Origin of the sequence: Streptomyces paradoxus (assembly GCF_014202475.1) — a bacterium.
In the GTDB taxonomy this organism is placed as follows: domain Bacteria; phylum Actinomycetota; class Actinomycetes; order Streptomycetales; family Streptomycetaceae; genus Streptomyces; species Streptomyces paradoxus.
This window is the reverse complement of record NZ_JACHGV010000004.1, coordinates 453858-470748: the sequence shown is the minus strand read 5'-3', so window position 1 is coordinate 470748 and position 16891 is coordinate 453858. Positions and strand designations below refer to the sequence as shown.

The window sequence follows — 16891 nt, the reverse complement described above, 5'->3', positions numbered from 1 at the left end:
CGGGCGCTACCGTCTGGGCATGGAGATACTGCGCTACGTGGCGTTCAGCACGGATCCCGAGGGCGGCAACCCCGCGGGGGTGGTGCTCGACGCGAGCGGCGCCGACGACGCGGCGATGCTGGCGACGGCGGCCGAAGTGGGCTATTCGGAAACGGCGTTCGCGGTGGAGGCCTGCGACGGCTCCCTGAACGTCCGCTACTTCAGCCCGCTCGCCGAGGTGCCGTTCTGCGGCCACGCGACGATCGCCACGGCCGTGGCCCACGCGGAGCGGCACGGCACCGGACGGCTGCTGCTGCGCACCGCGGCGGGCCTGGTCACCGTCACCACGGACCGGACGGCGGACGGCACCCTCGTGGCGACCCTGGTGAGCGTCGCCCCGCGTACGGTCCCCCTCGATGAGGCCGACCTCGCCGAACTGCTGGCGATCCTCGGCTGGTCCGCCGGGGACCTGGACCCGGCCCTGCCGCCCCGGGTGGCCTTCGCCGGAGCCTGGCACCCGGTCATCGCCGCCGCGACCCGGGACCGGCTGGCGGACCTGGACTACGACATGCCCGCGCTCACCGCCCTCATGGCCCGCAGGGACTGGACCACGGTCGACCTCGTCTGGCGCGAATCCCCCGCCGTCTTCCACGCCCGCAACCCGTTCCCGCCCGGCGGCGTGACCGAGGACCCGGCGACGGGAGCGGCGGCGGCCGCGTTCGGCGGCTACCTCAGGGAACTGGAACTCACCTCGGTACCGGCCACCCTGACGATCCACCAGGGCACGGACATGGGCCGCCCGAGCACGATCACGGTGACGGTACCGGCGGATCCGGGCACGGGCATCGGCGTGACGGGGGCGGCCGTACGACTCTGAGCGCCGGGGAGATCACCGCCTGCCCCGCACCGCCCGAATCACCTCGGCCAGGGCACCCAGGATCCGGGCCCGGTCCTCGGACGCCGCTCCGTCGAGCGCCGAGCGCACGAAGTGCACGGCCGCCAGGGCGACGATCAGCAGGGTCAGGACGCTGCACGCGCACACGGCAGCGATGAGAAGCGGGTCCATTGCGTCTCCTTCGAGGGCGTCGGTGTGAAGGGAACGTCCTGAAGGGTGCCGGGGCAGGACCGGCCACCGTGCGGGCCAATCCTCTCGATCAGGGGTTGCCGTGCAGGTCAGGTCGGTAGCTTGGAACTTTCCGAGTCGGCCGACTCGCCCGACTCGGGGCGACGGGGCGGGGCACGCGCACGGGGGCAGGGGTCATGACGGAACCACACACCTACTGGACGGAGCTGGACCGGCTGTTGCGGCTTGCCGACGGGCCCGACCCGACCGCCGTGCACGCGGAGATCCGGACCCTGGTGACCTCCCGTGGTGACGTCCCGTCGGACAGCAGCGTCGCGGACTGGGTGAAAAGGGGAATGGTCCCCCGCACCGACGACAAAGTGGTGCTCTTGGTCTCCGCCCTCGAGACCATCGCGCGCCGACGGAACCCGTCCCTGCGCATCCCGCCCACGGCACGCTGGCGCGCCCTCGCCGCGAAGGCCCGCGCGGAGCGCGGGAAGGGCACCGGCCCCGCGCTCGTCCGCCCCGCCGCGTCCCCCGTCTCAGACGTCCGCTCGTGCTGGGAGGAGGCCGTCACCCACTCCCCTGCCTGGCGGCTGCTGCGGCCGGGCGCGGCGGAACAGGCCGAACCGCTGAAGGCCCGGGCCCGGAATGCCGCGGGGCGGCTGGCCGAGCTGTATGACGAGGCCCGGGCCGCGCTCGCCGAGGACCCGTGGCACGACGTGAACCTCGCACGACGGATCTCCCGCTGGACCAACTGGTTCCTCGATCTGCCCCGCAGCGGCGGGGCACTGCTCCTGTCCCCCGCCGAGGCCGCGCTCGTCTCCCTGCTCCCCTTCCTCCACCAGACCCACCGAACACGGACGGCGGCGGAACTGTCCCACGTCGATCCGACGGACCTCGGGCAGCGGACGTCGCCGGACACGGAACGGCGGATGTTCGAGGTGCTGCTGGGCGGCCATGAACGGCTCGTCCGGCGGGCGGAACTGGGCGCCCTGAGGGACAGGCCGGACGGGCGGCGGGAGATCGGGTGGTGGCTGTTCCACCAGTGGGCGGGACGGCAGCCGGGGCGACTCCCCCGGTTCCTGTCGGCAATGGGCACCGAAGGCACCGGTCTGGAGGCCGTGCTCGATCCGGAGCCGCTGTCACGTCTGCTGGGCTGCGCCCACTCGGGCCCGAACGAATTGTTCGACGCCGCCCGTCCGGACCACCTGCGTGAGGACCCCTACCAACTGGACTTCGACGGACGGGACTTCCAGGACGTACGGGAACGGCTGGTGGGGTCCGTCTTCGCCGTGGCGCACGGCATGGCGGTCGAGACCACGGACCTCTCCTCGGTGATCGTGCGGCACGTGGGCATTCCCGACCCCCTCGACCCGGCGAAGCTCCTCACCACGGTGGACAAGGCCTCGTGGCAGCCGCGCGGGGAGGGGATCGGGCTCCGGGCCCGCTGCGGCCACCCCGCCGTGGTGGCCGCTCTCACCGAGCACACCCGACGGCTGGAGTCCCTGCTGCGGGCCGTCCGGCGGGCCGCAGCACCCGACTTCGACGCCCTGCCTCTGTACACGGGGGCCGAGGAGGTCCGTGAAGTCGACGCCGAGGGCAGGGCCGTTCCCGTCGGCGGCGTCATCCGCTTCCGGCTCGACGAGGAACGCGTCCAGGAGCTCCTCATGGGCGAGAACCTCTACCGTGACCGGTCCCTCGCCATCCGCGAGCTCTACCAGAACGCCCTGGACGCCTGCCGCTACCGCAAGGCCCGGTCCGAGGCCACCGAGACCGACAGCGGGTACCGGGGGCGGATCGAGTTCACCCAGGGGTACGACGAGGAGGAGGACCGGCACTACCTGGAGTGCCGGGACAACGGCGTCGGCATGGACGAGATCACCCTGTCCGAGGTGTTCTCCCAGGCCGGAGTACGTTTCACGGACCTCCCGCGATTCCAGGAGGAGCGGCAGGAGTGGCAGAGCCGCGGCGTCACCATGCACCCGAACAGCCGGTTCGGCATCGGAGTGCTCAGCTACTTCATGCTCGCCGACGAGATCCGTGTGACCACCTGCCACATGAACGGAGTGGACGGCCGGTTACGCGAGATCACGGTGCTGATCAGCGGCCCGGGCCACTACTTCCGCGTCCGGCCGACCGGAAGCCCGGGATCCATCGGCACCACGGTCCGCCTGTATCTGCGCGACGGCGAGGAGGCACCGTCCTGCGTCAGGGAGTTGCGCAGGCTCCTGGGCATCGCCGAGTTCGCGACCACCGCCCGGCAGGGCAGGCAGACCGTGGTGTGGGAGCCCGGGGTCCTGCGCCCGCGGGAGGCACTCGCGCTGCGGTCGGACGGCTTCGAGGCGCACGGCCACCTGGTCTCCTGGCAGGCCGGGCCCGACGGCGAGGACGGCCAGGTCGTCTGGTGCCGGCACGGCGGAGGCGTCCTGGTCGACGGGATCTACGCCGAACCCCGGGTCCTGCGTGGCGTACTGACCGCCCCGGGTGACCAGCGCGCCCTGCGCGGTGCCGTGGTCAACCTCACCGGCCGGACCCGCCCCCGCCGGCTGTCCGTGGACCGGACGGAGATTCTGGACGCCGACGTCTGCGCGGACGTCGAAGCGCTGCTCAGAGCCGCGTTCCCGGCGCTCCTGTCGGCCGACCCCCCGATCCTGGACGTCGCGTGGCTGTCCGAGATCGCGGGCCGCAGCCCCCGGCTCGCCGACATCGTCACGGAGGCGGCGAGGGCGGCGGGGCACGAGATGGAACTGCACGGTCATCTGACGTCCATGGCCGCCACCGGGTTCTTCCCCCAAGACGCTCTGCTCGTCCACCGAAGCGACTCCCGCCTCAAGGACTTCGAGATCACCGGCGGCGAGACCCCGGCCGGCAGGGTGATCGGCACCATGGACGACCACCTCCTGCTCTGGAGGCTGCTGGCCCACAGGCCCAACGCCGAACTGACGGCGCTCACCGCGGTCGTCCCGGAGCTCGACCGGGTGGAGCGGGTCCTGCCTGCGCTTCCGTCCGACGTCCTCGCGTGCACCCCCGTCGACGGTGACTGGAACCAGCGCCACTGGCCCTTCCGGGACCTCGGCATCTCCCTGGCCTCCCCCGGACATGCCCTCTTCTTCTCAACGATCCGAGGCATCCCTTACCGCGAGGCCCTGGAACGCATGAGGGAACTCCGCCTGCAGACACCACCGGCAGCGGAGGAGGAACCCGTCATCGACGACATCAACCTGGCGCTCCTGAGCCATGACCTGGCCCCTCCGTTCCGCTCCGGCATTCCGATGTCGCTCTGGATCGACAGTGCTGGGCCGGTCCCCCCAGGGCACCTGCTCAAGGCCCGGCTCGAGTTCGGCATGAGTCTCCGTGAGGCCGCGCGACGCATGCGGGGATTCGGGTTCACCGTGGTGGAACCGGACCCGTCGGCGGAGGACTTGGACGAGCGGGCACTGGTCCTCCTCAGCTGGCGCCTGAACGGCCGGAGCCCCTGGCTCGAGGTCAACGCACCGGTGCCACCGGGTCACCTCCTCAAGGCCTGCCGCGACGCCGGTATCGACCTCGGCACGGCCGTCCAGTGGCTGAGGTGGTTCGGCTTCACCGTCACGGCGGACGCTCCCCTGCTGGAGGCCAGGGCCGAGAGGACGCTTCGCCTGGTCAGCGACCGCCTGCAGGGGGAAGCCCCGCTGGACCCCGAGAAGCCGGTCCCCCTCGGCCATGTGCTCCATGCAGCAGCCGAGTTGCAGCGTCCGGTGTCGCACATCGTGAGGGAACTGCGCGCCCTCGGATTCCATCCCGAACTCGTCCCCGCCGGCGAAGAACAGGCCGACCACTTCCTCCAGCGGAGCAGGGAGTGGGGGTGGGGCTCCCGAGAGTGGCACAGCCTGCGGGAGGAAACGGCGATTCCGCCCGGTGTACTGGCCCGCGTCTCAGCCGCGCAGGGCGTTCCCCTGCACGAGATGTCTCGAGGTGTCGAGGCACTGGGACTGCCCACGCCCTCAGCGTTGCCGCCCATGGCGAACGACACGGACGTGGTGATCCTCAGTGCCCGTGCCGACGCCCGGCCCCCCTGGATCCGGGCGGATGACGTCGTGACCGCCCATCAGGTGGTCCGAGCAGCGCTCGAGTCCGGGCTACGCCCGGCGGAGGTGGCGGACCGGCTGCGCGCCTACGGTCTCGTACCACCGGACGTCTCGTTCCCTCCGAGCGCCGAACCCAGGGACGACATCCTGCTCGGGACGACTCGGCGCTTCGGGCCACCCGGGGAGCCGCTGTCTCCGGACCGGCCGGTGTCGGTGCACCACGTGGTCATGAAGTCCTCCGGCCTAGGGCTACCACCCCGGGCGGTGGTCGACCGTCTCGCTCAGTACGGTCTGCTCACGACGCTCGACACCGCACCGGAAGACGCCTATGCCTTCGACCAGTACCTCCTCGGCCTGCACGAGGAGATGCAGCTGCCGCTCGAGGAAGGCCGACCGGTCCCCCTGCACCATCTGGTGTCCGTCATCCGGAAGTTGCCCAAGGAGCCGCACGAGATCGCGCAACGACTGACCGCGTTCGGCTTCCGGGTCCCCGAGGACCGGATCGGCCGGCTGGACGAGACCGACCACCGCCTCTGCCGAGTGGAACGAGGCCCGGGGAAGCAGAACTCGTGCCTCGGCCTCAAAGAGCCGATCTCCGACTTCCTTCTGGTCGCGCGCCGCGTCGCCCTGCCCGCCAAGGAACTCGTGGAACGGCTGGAGGGTCTGGACGTCGATCTTCAGCGCGTGCGCGATGCCGTTCTCGCCGCGTTGCCCGAAGTGCCCGGTCTGGTCATGAAGCAGGAGCCGGGCGGCAGCGCCCGGCCGGTCGACGCTACTTAGCCGGGCGCAGCCCCAGGGGCTCCGCGATCTCCTCGGCCATCACGCGGCCCGCCTCGATCTCCAGTGTGTCGTCGCCCATGCCCTGGTCCGTGTCCAGGCCGTCGAGTTCGGCCAGGGGCTGGTTGAGGCGGACGTGGGCGAGGACCGACTGCAGGGCCCGCAGGCTCGCCGAGGCGGTGGAGCCCCAGTTGGAGAAGTAGGAGAACTGCCACCACCACAGAGCCTCCGTGGTGCGGCCCGCCCGGTAGTGGGACATGCCGTGGCGCAGGTCCGTGATGACGTCCGTGAGGTCGTCGGAGATGCGGGCCGGGACCGGGGCCTTGCGGGGCTCGTAGGGGTCGAAGACCTCGGAGTACACGTCGACGGGGTCCAGCAGGCGGGCCAGGTTCTCGCGGAGCTCGTCGACGTCCGGCTCGGGGCCCGAGTCGGGTTCGTAGCGCTCGTCGGGCACGATGTCCTCGTGCGCGCCGAGCCGGCCGCCGGCCAGGAGGAGTTGGGAGACCTCCAGGAGGAGGAAGGGCACGGCCGATTCCGGCTCGTCGCCCTTCGCGACCTCCGTGACGGCGACCAGGAAGCTCTCGATCTGGTCCGCGATCTGGACCGCGAAATCGTCCGGGTTCTGGTCGGTCGCGTGCAGCGTGGCGTCAGACATCTAGGAGTCGTCTCCCCTCGAAGGCGCGTCCGAGGGTGACCTCGTCCGCGTATTCCAGGTCCCCACCCACCGGGAGGCCGCTGGCCAGGCGGGTGACCTTCAGGCCCATGGGCTTGATCATGCGGGCGAGGTACGTGGCCGTCGCCTCGCCCTCGAGATTCGGGTCCGTGGCCAGGATCAGCTCGGTGACCGTCCCGTCCGCCAGGCGGGCCAGGAGTTCTCTGATGCGCAGGTCGTCCGGGCCGACGCCGTCGATCGGGCTGATCGCGCCGCCCAGGACGTGGTAGCGGCCCCGGAACTCACGCGTGCGCTCGATCGCCACGACGTCCTTCGGCTCCTCGACCACGCAGATGACGGCCGGGTCGCGGCGGGTGTCGCGGCAGATGTTGCACAGCTCCTCCTGCGCGACGTTGCCGCAGGTCGCGCAGAAGCGGACCTTCGCCTTGACCTCCATCAGGGCCTGCGCGAGGCGCCGTACGTCCGTCGGCTCCGCCTGCAGGATGTGGAAGGCGATCCGCTGGGCGCTCTTCGGACCGACGCCGGGCAGCCGCCCCAGCTCGTCGATCAGGTCCTGGACCACGCCTTCGTACAACGGACTGCCCTTCCTGGGTCTTCGGGGTCGGTACGCACCGTCCCGTACGTACCGTAGTTGTCTGCCGCCTGTCCGAGGAAGGCGGTGAGCCGGGTCAGAACGGCAGGCCGGGGATACCGCCGCCGCCCAGACCCTGCGCGAGCGGGCCCAGCTTCTGCTGCTGGAGCGTCTGAGCGTTCTCGTTGGCCGCCTGGACGGCCGCCACGACCAGGTCGGCGAGGGTCTCGGTGTCCTCCGGATCCACCGCCTTCGGGTCGATCTTCAGGGCGCGCAGTTCGCCGGCGCCGGTGACGGTGGCCGTCACGAGACCGCCGCCCGCCTGCCCGTCGACCTCCGTCTGCGCCAGTTCCTCCTGCGCCTGTGCCAGGTCCTGTTGCATCTTCTGGGCCTGCTGGAGCAGCTGCTGCATATTGGGCTGGCCACCACCGGGGATCACGATCAGCTCCTTGCTCGGTACGGGTTTTCCCGTTCGGCACGAGCCTACGTGGTCGGGGCTGCCGTCGCCCCGGCACTCTTTCGAGTGAGTCCCGCTCGCGCCCTATACCCGATCAAGGAATACTTCCGGGCGGAAAAGAGGCGAAAGCTACGTCTTCGCCACCCATTGGGAGGTAGGAAGGGTCGGGCGCGTTCCGGATGCGGGCTTTCGTCCATCGCGCAGCGTGATCGGTGAGTGAACCGTGCGTGGTCATTCGTGATCAGTGAGGAGTGCCGGGTGGGTCAGCCGGAGATGCAGCCCGAGGGGCCGCCTCAGGACGGGTGGGGCGAGCAGGCGGCGGCCGGGCTGCGGCCGGGCGATCTGACCGGGCGGGTCTTTCCGCTCGGGGACTGGGGCGAGCCGGCGGTCCGGCTGGACGAGCTGTACCGGTGGGTGGAGCGCGGGGCGCTGCGGACGGCGGCCTGGTACCTCGCGGACCGGGTGTGGAAGCGGCGGTGCGCGCGGGTGCTGCGCTGCGGGACCGCGGCCGGGGCGGTCACCGGGGTCGCGCTGCCCCTGCTGGATCTGACCGGGGTCGCGGGCGGGATCGCGCCCTGGGGGTGTCTGGCGCTGCTGGTGGGGGCGGCCTGCGTGGCCGTCGACCGGTACTTCGGGGTGACGTCGGGCTGGATGCGGGACGTGGCGACCGCGCAGGCCGTGCAGCGGCGACTGCAGGCGCTGCAGTTCGACTGGGCGGCGGAGAGCGTGCGGGAGGTGCTCGGGCCGGCGGAGGGCACGGCCGGCGAGGCCGCCGAGCGGTGCCTCGGGGTGCTGCGGAGGTTCTCCGATGACATGACGGAGCTGGTGCGGGTGGAGACCGCCGACTGGATGGGCGAGTTCCGGTCGGGCTGTGCCGCGCCGGCGGGTTTGCAGACGGTGGTGTTCCCGGGGCCGGGCCGCGGGCCCGAGGCGGGGGTGAACGGGCGGTTCACGGTGCCGCCGCACGGCGGGACCCGGCCGAACATGCCGCGCCAGCGTCCGCCGGAGCCGCGGTGAGGGGCCTCAGCTCCCGCCGTCCTGCGCGCACAGGGTGAGCCCTTCCGGGGTCCAGCACGGCACGTGGCCGTGGGTGCGGATGACGTCCTGGCCGTTGCCGCGGGCCAGGTACGTGAGAAAGCTGGAGGCCAGGGAGTCGGCCGGGGGGCGTCCGTAGGTGTAGGCGTACTCGATCTCGCGGTAGGGGTAGGCGCTCGTGCCGTGTTCGATGGCGTCGACGGAGGGCGGGTCGCCGTCCAGGCGCAGCGCGTGCAGGCCCTTCGCCCGGGCGGCGAGGTTCAGTTCGCTGTAGCCGACGGCGCCGGGGAGGCGGGCGACCGTCGCCAGGACCTGCTCGGTCGAGTCGAGTTCGCAGCGCGGGACGGCTGCCGTGGGGTCGTCCCTGTGCACGCAGTCGACGGAGGAGTTGGCGATCTCGCCCCGGCCCAGCACCCGGCGCTGGAAGACCTGCCTCGTCCCGGAGTTGGCGTCCCGGCTGACGAGGCGCACGGGCAGGTCGGGGCCGCCGAGCTGCCGCCAGTTGCGGATCTCGCCCCGGTAGAGGCGCCGGACGTCGTCGGTGGACAGGTCCGTCAGCTTCACGTCGTCGTGGACCACGAGCGCGAAGACGGACACCGCGACCCGGTTCTCCCGCAGGTCGGGCAGCCCGGCCGGCTTGGGGCCGTCCGACAGGGCGACCACCGGCGGGGAACCCCCGGAGTCCCGTTTCGCCCGGTCGCCGGTGGCCGTGAGCTCGCGTATCCCGGCCGTGGAACCGTGGGCGTCCACGTCGATGACGGGGTCGCCGCCGCAGTCGCGCTCGTACTTCTCGGCCACCTCGCGCAGGACGGGTGCGAACGCGGTCGAGCCGGTGAGGGTGAGGGTGCCGCTCGCGCAGCCGATCGGGGGCGGGGTGTCGTCCTGGGCGACGACGATCGCCGCCAGGGTGACCACGCTCGCCGTGAGCGCGATGGTGATCAGCCGCGCGGCCCGGCTGAACAACGGCGGCTTCTCGTCCGGCGTGGCACTGCGGTTGGGGTGCACCTCGCCGTCGCGCAGTCCGCCGACCAGCCGGATCTCGTCCCCGACGTCACCGCCGGAGAGGAGGACGAGCAGCTTGAAGTGGTCGCCGCGGTTGAGCGGGACGCGTGGGATGCGCAGGGTGTTGCCGTCGTAGGCGAAGCCGCGTGCCGCGGTGAAGTGGTCCATGAGGTGGTCGGTGTCCGACGGCTGGGTGACCGAGACACCGCGGACGGTTCGGCCCGCGAACACCGCGGTCAGACCGTGCACTTCGGGGCCGGTGTAGTCGTCGCGGTCGATGCCCTGCGAGCCGTCGTTCTCGATGCGCAGCAGGACCAGGGTCGCGTCGGACATGCCGGGTGCCTCGTCGAACAGGCCGAGGCGGCGGTTGGCGCGGCCCGAGCGCACGTCGTCGCCGACGGGGTTGTCCATCTGCACCCGGTAGCCCACGCGTTTGCGGCGCGGCACGCGGCGTTCGTACCAGACCATCACGCCCGAGGCGATGATGCCGAGGAGGGCCGTGGCCACGGCCACGAGGTTCTCCGCGCTCAACCACTCCACCGTGGGTGCCCCCGCTGCCGCCGCCCGGACGTTCGCTCGTCCGGCCACCGTACGGCGGCGCGAGCGCCCATCCGGCTCTCGTCGGCCGGAATTCGCCCGACGTTCAACGACCGTGCCGCTGAGGTCAGTTGGTCACTGCTTCGTGTACGTCAGCCGCTCCCCGCTGTTGGTGTTCACACGCTGGAGTGTGCCGTCCGGGAGGAGGGTCACCTCGGTGGCCGCGCCCGGGCTGCAGGCGGTGCGGGGCTGCCCGACCTTCACGGTGGACGGGCCGATGCTCAGCGTGCCGTCGCTGCCGGGTTCCGTGGTCAACCGCCCTTCGAACACGCAGTGGTAGGTGCCGCCGCCCTGGGTCGGGCCGTCGGCCACGAGGGACAGGACGGTGTCACCCGGGTCGCCCTGCTGGAGGGTGAGCGAACGGCTGTGCTCGCCGTCGGCGTTGTCGATCGTCGTGGTCCAGGTGCCGAGGTACCCGGCCGGGATCGTGCCGTCCGCCGGGGAGGGGGAGGTGTCCGGCCGCGAGGTCGTCGGGGACGGGCCCGGGGTGGTCGGGGACGTGCCCGTGCCCTGGGTGGGGCCCGGGCGGTCGTCGGCCCGGTCGTCGCCGCCGCCCTGCATCAGCGCGTACACCGACCCGCCCGCGGCGAGCGCGACGACCAGGGCGATGAGGACGAGCAGCGCGGTGGAGCGGCCGTCTCTTCCCCGCTGCGGCTGCGGGGGGCCGTACGGCGGCGGGCCGTACGGCGGGGTGGAGCCGAGGCCGCCGTAGGCGGGATGGGGCTGGGGGTGCTGCTGGGGGTAGCCGTACGCCGGGTGCGCGGGCGGGGGTGTCTGCGGCTGCGGGTGGGGCGGGGCTCCCGCGGCCGGGAGCTGCTGCGGCGCCGGGGGCGCGCTCTGACCCGCCACCATGGTGGGCAGATGGTTGACCGGCGGACCCTCGCCGGGCAGGCCCGGCGGGGGCGGGCCGGGGGTCGCGGCGGGCGCCGTCGCGGGGGCCGGGGGCAGCGCGGGGCGCGGTGACGCCTCGTCGGCGGCGGGCGCGTGCTCGGGGGTGGGGCCGGGGCCGGAACCCCGCTGACCGGCAGCCGGCCCGGGAGGACCCGCCCCCTCGGCGGAGCCGACTCCCTCCGGGTCCTCCGTCTCCAGCAGCCGCACCGCGTGCCGCCCCAGTTGCGCCACCAGCGCACTCGGCAGCCACGGATCGAGGGCGCGGCCGTCGGCGACGGTGTCGTGCGCGCCCGTGCGTTCCAGGACGCGGTCGAGGGAGGGCCGGGCGGCGGGGTCCTTGCGCAGGCAGTCCCGGACCAGGTCGGCGATGCCCTCGGGGACGCCGTCCAGGTCCGGTTCCTCCTGGGCGATGCGGAACATCATGGCGTGCACACCGCTGTTGGCGGTGCCGAAGGGCAGGGCGCCGGTCGCGGCGTAGGCGAGGACCGAGCCGAGGCAGAAGACGTCGCACGCCGGGGTGATGCGGTCGCCCCGCACCTGCTCGGGCGCCATGAAGCCGGGCGATCCGACGAGCGCGCCGGTGCGCGTGAGCCCGCCGTCCGTCACCGTCTCCAGGGCGCGTGCGATTCCGAAGTCGATGACGCGCGGGCCGTCGATGGTGACCAGCACGTTGGACGGCTTGAGGTCGCGGTGCACGATGCCGGCGGCGTGGATGTCCTTGAGGGCGTGCGCGAGCCCGGCCGCGAGGATGCGGACCGTGCGCTCGGGCAGGGCACCGTGGTCGTGCCCGACGACCTGCTGCAGGCTCGGCCCGGCGACGTACCCGGTGGCGACCCACGGCACGGCGGCCTCGGTGTCGGCGTCGAGCACCGGCGCCGTCCAGTGGCCGCCGACCCGCCGCGCGGCCTGCACCTCCTGCCGGAACCGCTCCCGGAACTCCTCCTGTGCGGCGAGCTCCTCACGGACCAGCTTCACGGCGACCGTGCGGCCCCGCCCGGAGCGGGCCAGATACACGTGCCCCATGCCCCCCGCACCGAGCCGCGCCAGCAACCGGTACGCACCGATGTGCTGCGGATCCCCGGGCCCCAGCTTCTCCATCGCTCAGCCGCCTTCCCCCCACACGTGAGCAACGGATCGAGAATAGTGCGGGGCCGGGGCCGGGTGGCCTGGACGACGTCTACGGTTCCGTAACAGGCGGACCTGCCTGGTCGAGCACCTCGGACAGCCGTTCCAGCATCAGCACCGCCTCCGCCAGTTCCGTCTCACCGAACGCCTCCGCCAGCCGGTCCGCGAAGGCCGCGTGCCCGGGGTCGATCCGGGCGATCGCCGCACGCCCCTCCTCGGTCGGCGCGAGGAGCTTGGCGCGGCGGTGCGCCGGGTTCGGTCGGTACTCCGCGAGCCCCCGCTCCACCAGCAGGTCGGCGATGCGCTGCACGCTCTGCCGGGTGATGCCCATGGCGCGGGCGATGCCGGAGACGGGCAGCGGCTCCCCGAGGACCGCGCCGAGCACCTGCCACCAGGCGGCCGTGAGCCCGGCGGGCCGGGCCAGTTCCTCCGCGACGGCGAGGAACTGGCCGTTGAGCCGGAACACCCCGAGGGCGCTGCGGCTGAGGAGGTCCTGACGCTCGCGGCTCACAGCGCGCCGGCCTTCTCCAGCACCGCGTACGCCGCCGTGTCGGAGTCGTGGAAGAGCCGGAACCAGGCGTCCAGCACCTCGCCCTCGTAGACCCCGAGCAGGCGGAGGATCTCGCGGGCGAAGGCGACGGGTTCGGTCGGGCCGGCGGTGACCAGGGCGCCGTCGGTGACGGCGTCGGCCTCGACGTAGCGTCCGCCGCCCGCGTAGCCGGTCGCGGCCAGGTAGAAGGAGACCGCGCTGGTGTGGTCGCGGTCGTCGAGCAGGCCCTCGCGGGCGAGTCCGGCGGTGGCTCCGCAGATCGCGGCGACCGGGACGCCCGCGTCCAGGAAGGCCCGGGCCGTGCGGGCGAAGGGGGCCAGGGAATCGCCCCCCGCCGCGGTAGCGGTTGATGTCACAGCCCAGAGGTCGGCGCCCGGGAGGATCAGCAGCGCGCTGTCCTCGGGTCGCAGGTCGTCCAGGGCCAGATCGGGCTGGATGCGCAGGCCCCCGACGCTCCGCACCGGGGCGGCGGACGGGCCGACGGTCCGGATCTCGTGACCGGTGCGGGCGAGCTGGGCCGTGGCGTGGCCGGTCTCCCAGTCGGCGAGGGTGTCGTAGACGGCGAGATGGACGGGCTTGCCGGGGCGGCCGGTGGTGGCGTTCATGACTCCTCCTCGGTCCTGCGCTACTTATGACAGCATCCTGTCAGTACGACAGAAGACTGTCAATGTGTTGGGCCGTGTCTCTGGACAACCTGTCGGAGGAAGGCCGCCGACGCCCGACAGGCCGCCGCTTTCACCGCCGTCTCCCCCGCACCTACGCTCGCCCGCATGACCCCTCAGCCGAACCCCGAAGCCGGCGCCGCCGTCAAGGCCGCCGACCGTCAGCACGTGTTCCACTCCTGGTCCGCGCAGGAGCTCATCGACCCGCTCGCCGTCGCCGGTGCCGAGGGGTCGTACTTCTGGGACTACGACGGCCGGCGCTACCTCGACTTCTCCAGCGGGCTCGTCTACACGAACATCGGCTACCAGCACCCGAAGGTCGTCGCCGCGATCCAGGAGCAGGCCGCGAGGATGACGACCTTCGCGCCCGCCTTCGCCGTCGAGGCCCGGTCGGAGGCGGCCCGGCTGATCGCCGAGCGGACCCCGGGCGACCTGGACAAGATCTTCTTCACCAACGGCGGCGCCGACGCCGTCGAGCACGCCATCCGGATGGCCCGTCTGCACACGGGCCGCCCGAAGGTGCTCTCGGCGTACCGCTCGTACCACGGCGGCACCCAGCAGGCCGTGAACATCACCGGCGACCCGCGCCGCTGGGCGTCCGACAGCGGCACGGCCGGGGTCGTGCACTTCTGGGCGCCCTACCTCTACCGCTCCCGCTTCTACGCCGAGACCCAGGAGCAGGAGTGCGCCCGGGCGCTGGAGCACCTGGAGACGACGATCGCCTTCGAGGGGCCCTCGACCGTCGCGGCGATCATCCTGGAGACCATCCCGGGCACGGCCGGGATCATGGTCCCGCCGCCCGGCTACCTCGCCGGCGTGCGGGAGATCTGCGACAAGCACGGGATCGTCTTCGTCCTGGACGAGGTCATGGCCGGTTTCGGGCGGACCGGTGAGTGGTTCGCGGCCGACCTGTTCGACGTCACGCCCGACCTGCTGACCTTCGCGAAGGGCGTGAACAGCGGGTACGTGCCGCTGGGCGGGGTCGCGATCTCCGGTGCCATAGCCGAGACGTTCGGGAAGCGCCCGTACCCCGGCGGCCTGACGTACTCCGGGCACCCGCTGGCGTGCGCCGCCGCGGTGGCGACCATCGACGTCATGGCCGAGGAGGGTGTCGTCGAGAACGCGGCCCGGCTGGGCGCCGACGTCGTCGGGCCGGAGCTGCGCGCGCTCGCCGAGCGGCACCCGAGCGTCGGCGAGGTGCGCGGCACCGGCATGTTCTGGGCGCTGGAACTGGTCCGCGACCGCGAGACGCGGGAGCCGCTGGTGCCGTACAACGCGGCCGGTGAGGCCAACGCCCCGATGGCCGCCTTCGCCGCCGCCGCGAAGAAGGGCGGCCTGTGGCCCTTCGTGAACATGAACCGGACGCATGTCGTGCCGCCCTGCAACATCGGCGAGGCGGAGCTCAAGGAAGGGCTCGCGGCGCTGGACGCGGCACTCTCGGTCGCTGACGAGTACACGGAGTAAAGGCCTGTAAACCCGTCAGTAACCGACATTCTCGTGCCTCAGTCGAACGCGTAAGGTGGCGTGCTCGTAGACAGATACGCGCACGCCACCCGAACGCGACGAGGGAGACGCCCTGACCATGCCCGCCAGCACCGGCAACGGCGCCGTGACGCGCAGCACCCTGCGGCAGCAGATAGCCGACGCGCTCCGTGACGAGGTGCTGGCCGGGCGGCTCCAGCCGGGGCAGGAGTTCACGGTCAAGGAGATCGCCGAGCAGTACGGGGTGTCGGCGACACCGGTGCGCGAGGCGCTCGTCGACCTCTCCGCGCAGGGACTCCTCGAAGCCGACCAGCACCGCGGCTTCCGGGTCCGCGAGTACTCGGTCGACGACTTCCGCGGCATGATCGAGGCGCGCGGGCTGGTCATCGAGGGCATGTTCCTCGCCCTGAACGAGGGGCGGCCGAACGCGGTGCGGCCCGATGATCCCCGGGCCGCCGCCGTCGTCGCCGGGGTCCGCAGGCGCGGCGAGGAGGCGCAGCGGGCCGCCGCGGCCGGTGACCTCACCGTCCTCATCGGCTACGACCTGCGCTTCTGGCGCGAGCTCGGCGCCTGCTTCGGCAACCCCTACCTCGCCGACTTCCTGCACCGGCTGCGCGTCCAGACCTGGGTCTGCGCGGTGCAGCACCTGCGGCGGCTGACCGATCTGCGCGGCGAGCTGTGGGCCGGTCACACGCAGCTGGTGGAGGCCCTGATCGACCGCGACAACGACACCGCCCGGGCGATCATCGCCCGGTACAACGCGGACTCGCTCACCCTGATCGAGCGGCTCGCCTCCGGATGACCCGCGTCGCCGCTGCCCGTCTGGGTATGGGACATGCACGGCGGGAGCCGTGACCGTGCCGCACCGCTACCCTTCTTGACCACCGTGCTACCCGATCGCGCTGAGCGAGGAGCCTTCTTTGGCCTGTGACCTGTGGCTGGTACCGCTCGTGGACGTGTTGTGCCACACGCCGGACAACCCCTTCGCCGAGGAACTCGCGCAATACAACAAGGTGCTCGCCGAGGCCGGTCTGCCGCCGGTGCCGGTGTACCAGTACATGCCGGGCCTGTCCGGTGAGGTCGCCCCGGTCGCGGGCTTCGACTACGACGCGCTGCACTTCCTGCGCCGCGCGTATCTGCTCCAGGTGTGCGGCCTGCCGGTGACACCCGTCGACGAACTCGGCGGTGACTACGAGCAGTTGCTGGAGATGTTCGAGTCGACGGCCCAGCAGTCGCACCTGGTCTGGCACTACGACCACGCGGGCGCCTACGTCCCCGTCGACTTCCCCAGTCCGCTCGCCGACGACGATCTCCTCGCGGGCGGCGGCCCGCTGGGCTCCTCGCACGCCCTGCTGCGGGAACTGGAGACGGTCGCCCCGGGCATCGGGATCGACCCGGCCAACCCGCCGGCGGCTCCCCAGCCGCCGCTCGCCCCGACGGAGCTGGAGGAACCCGCCGTCCCCGCCCCGTACGACCCGAGTCCGTTCGCCCGTGAGCGGCACGTCTGGCTGGGGCTGCACGCGGCCGTGACCCGCAGTCTCGCCCAGGGGTCGATGATCGTCTTCAGCTGAGGGTCAGGCCAGCTGGGACAGGCCCTTCTGGAGGTCGTCGCCGTTCATGATCGGGAAGACCTCGACGTCGGCGTTGAGGTCGTTGAAGAACGGTTCGAGCAGGGGCGGGAGCTGGGCGCTCTCCTGCATGTCGAAGACCATGAAACAGGTTCTGCGGCCCCCGCAGGGCCCGTAGTAGGCCGCCTCCGGCTTCAGCTTCTCCAGGGCCTCCTGCATGATCTGCGGCATCTTGCCGCCCTGGATGGCGACGTTGCCCTTGTCGGTGTCCAGCGTCGCCTTGAGCATCACGCGCATAGCACTCACTTCTTCCGTCTCGGGGTGGTGGCTGGGGTGGTGGTGGCTGCTGCGATTCGCAGGCTCAGACTATGTCCGGATATGACGGTTAT

The 16891-nt window shown here is 72.2% G+C and carries 15 protein-coding genes; 6 read left to right on the top strand and 9 right to left on the bottom strand.

The window, feature by feature from the left end; genetic code table 11:
* Nucleotides 1–19: 19 nt before the first annotated feature.
* On the top strand, nt 20–856 hold the full coding sequence (locus HNR57_RS16690) for a PhzF family protein (protein WP_184560784.1): 837 nt from the start codon (nt 20–22) through the stop codon (nt 854–856).
* A 12-nt stretch (nt 857–868) separates the two neighbouring features.
* Here the strand turns inward: HNR57_RS16690 and HNR57_RS16685 are convergent, their stop codons facing one another.
* Entirely contained in the window at nt 869–1045 is a 177-nt protein-coding gene (locus HNR57_RS16685) for a hypothetical protein (protein WP_184560783.1), read from the bottom strand.
* A 194-nt stretch (nt 1046–1239) separates the two neighbouring features.
* Between HNR57_RS16685 and HNR57_RS16680 the strand changes: the two genes are divergently transcribed.
* Entirely contained in the window at nt 1240–5892 is a 4653-nt protein-coding gene (locus HNR57_RS16680) for a wHTH domain-containing protein (RefSeq protein ID WP_184560782.1), read from the top strand.
* Here the strand turns inward: HNR57_RS16680 and HNR57_RS16675 are convergent.
* The 3 genes from HNR57_RS16675 to HNR57_RS16665 form a co-directional block, all read right to left on the bottom strand.
* Nucleotides 5885–6544 carry a DUF5063 domain-containing protein gene (locus HNR57_RS16675; protein WP_184560781.1) on the bottom strand — a complete coding sequence of 220 codons (660 nt, stop codon included), beginning with the start codon at nt 6542–6544 and terminating at the stop codon, nt 5885–5887. The two genes, HNR57_RS16680 and HNR57_RS16675, sit on opposite strands and share 8 nt — an antisense overlap.
* A complete protein-coding gene (gene recR / locus HNR57_RS16670) occupies nt 6537–7136 on the bottom strand; it encodes a recombination mediator RecR (protein WP_003991835.1) in 600 nt (199 codons plus the stop codon). Before recR ends, HNR57_RS16675 begins: the two co-directional genes overlap by 8 nt.
* 94 nt (nt 7137–7230) lie before the next feature.
* Entirely contained in the window at nt 7231–7572 is a 342-nt protein-coding gene (locus HNR57_RS16665) for a YbaB/EbfC family nucleoid-associated protein (RefSeq protein ID WP_078615225.1), read from the bottom strand.
* A gap of 276 nt (nt 7573–7848) precedes the next feature.
* Between HNR57_RS16665 and HNR57_RS16660 the strand changes: the two genes are divergently transcribed.
* On the top strand, nt 7849–8607 hold the full coding sequence (locus HNR57_RS16660; protein WP_184560780.1) for an SLATT domain-containing protein: 759 nt from the start codon (nt 7849–7851) through the stop codon (nt 8605–8607).
* Nucleotides 8608–8613: 6 nt separating this feature from the next.
* On the opposite strand, the gene HNR57_RS16655 is transcribed toward HNR57_RS16660, so the two are convergent.
* From HNR57_RS16655 to HNR57_RS16640, 4 genes are all read right to left on the bottom strand, one after another.
* Nucleotides 8614–10167: a substrate-binding domain-containing protein gene (locus HNR57_RS16655; RefSeq protein ID WP_184560779.1), complete on the bottom strand. Its 1554-nt coding sequence runs from the start codon at nt 10165–10167 to the stop codon at nt 8614–8616.
* Nucleotides 10168–10299: 132 nt separating this feature from the next.
* Nucleotides 10300–12213: a serine/threonine-protein kinase gene (locus tag HNR57_RS16650; protein ID WP_184560778.1), complete on the bottom strand. Its 1914-nt coding sequence runs from the start codon at nt 12211–12213 to the stop codon at nt 10300–10302.
* Between the two features lie 79 nt (nt 12214–12292).
* Nucleotides 12293–12751 carry a MarR family winged helix-turn-helix transcriptional regulator gene (locus tag HNR57_RS16645; RefSeq protein ID WP_184560777.1) on the bottom strand — a complete coding sequence of 153 codons (459 nt, stop codon included), beginning with the start codon at nt 12749–12751 and terminating at the stop codon, nt 12293–12295.
* Nucleotides 12748–13395, bottom strand: a complete 648-nt coding sequence (locus tag HNR57_RS16640; protein WP_184560776.1) for a DJ-1/PfpI family protein — start codon at nt 13393–13395, stop codon at nt 12748–12750. Before HNR57_RS16640 ends, HNR57_RS16645 begins: the two co-directional genes overlap by 4 nt.
* A gap of 165 nt (nt 13396–13560) precedes the next feature.
* On the opposite strand from HNR57_RS16640, the gene HNR57_RS16635 reads away from it, so the two are divergent.
* The 3 genes from HNR57_RS16635 (at nt 13561) to HNR57_RS16625 (ending at nt 16505) form a co-directional block, all read left to right on the top strand.
* Nucleotides 13561–14916, top strand: coding sequence for an aspartate aminotransferase family protein (locus HNR57_RS16635; RefSeq protein WP_184560775.1), 1356 nt, complete (start codon nt 13561–13563; stop codon nt 14914–14916).
* A 118-nt stretch (nt 14917–15034) separates the two neighbouring features.
* Nucleotides 15035–15736: a GntR family transcriptional regulator gene (locus HNR57_RS16630; protein WP_184560774.1), complete on the top strand. Its 702-nt coding sequence runs from the start codon at nt 15035–15037 to the stop codon at nt 15734–15736.
* A 118-nt stretch (nt 15737–15854) separates the two neighbouring features.
* Nucleotides 15855–16505 carry a putative DNA-mimic protein gene (locus tag HNR57_RS16625; protein ID WP_033310151.1) on the top strand — a complete coding sequence of 217 codons (651 nt, stop codon included), beginning with the start codon at nt 15855–15857 and terminating at the stop codon, nt 16503–16505.
* 3 nt (nt 16506–16508) lie between these two features.
* On the opposite strand, the gene HNR57_RS16620 is transcribed toward HNR57_RS16625, so the two are convergent.
* Nucleotides 16509–16799: a DUF3303 family protein gene (locus HNR57_RS16620; RefSeq protein ID WP_184560773.1), complete on the bottom strand. Its 291-nt coding sequence runs from the start codon at nt 16797–16799 to the stop codon at nt 16509–16511.
* Between the last annotated feature and the right edge of the window lie 92 nt (nt 16800–16891).

Excerpts from the sequence above, each read along its gene's own strand:
- HNR57_RS16675 (WP_184560781.1), bottom strand. The coding sequence starts at position 6,544 with ATGTCTGACGCCACGCTGCACGCGACCGACCAGAACCCGGACGATTTC.
- HNR57_RS16640 (WP_184560776.1), bottom strand. The coding sequence starts at position 13,395 with ATGAACGCCACCACCGGCCGCCCCGGCAAGCCCGTCCATCTCGCCGTC.
- HNR57_RS16650 (WP_184560778.1), bottom strand. The coding sequence starts at position 12,213 with ATGGAGAAGCTGGGGCCCGGGGATCCGCAGCACATCGGTGCGTACCGG.
- HNR57_RS16680 (WP_184560782.1), top strand. The coding sequence starts at position 1,240 with ATGACGGAACCACACACCTACTGGACGGAGCTGGACCGGCTGTTGCGG.
- HNR57_RS16635 (WP_184560775.1), top strand. The coding sequence starts at position 13,561 with ATGACCCCTCAGCCGAACCCCGAAGCCGGCGCCGCCGTCAAGGCCGCC.
- HNR57_RS16690 (WP_184560784.1), top strand. The coding sequence starts at position 20 with ATGGAGATACTGCGCTACGTGGCGTTCAGCACGGATCCCGAGGGCGGC.
- HNR57_RS16685 (WP_184560783.1), bottom strand. The coding sequence starts at position 1,045 with ATGGACCCGCTTCTCATCGCTGCCGTGTGCGCGTGCAGCGTCCTGACC.
- HNR57_RS16630 (WP_184560774.1), top strand. The coding sequence starts at position 15,035 with ATGCCCGCCAGCACCGGCAACGGCGCCGTGACGCGCAGCACCCTGCGG.
- HNR57_RS16620 (WP_184560773.1), bottom strand. The coding sequence starts at position 16,799 with ATGCGCGTGATGCTCAAGGCGACGCTGGACACCGACAAGGGCAACGTC.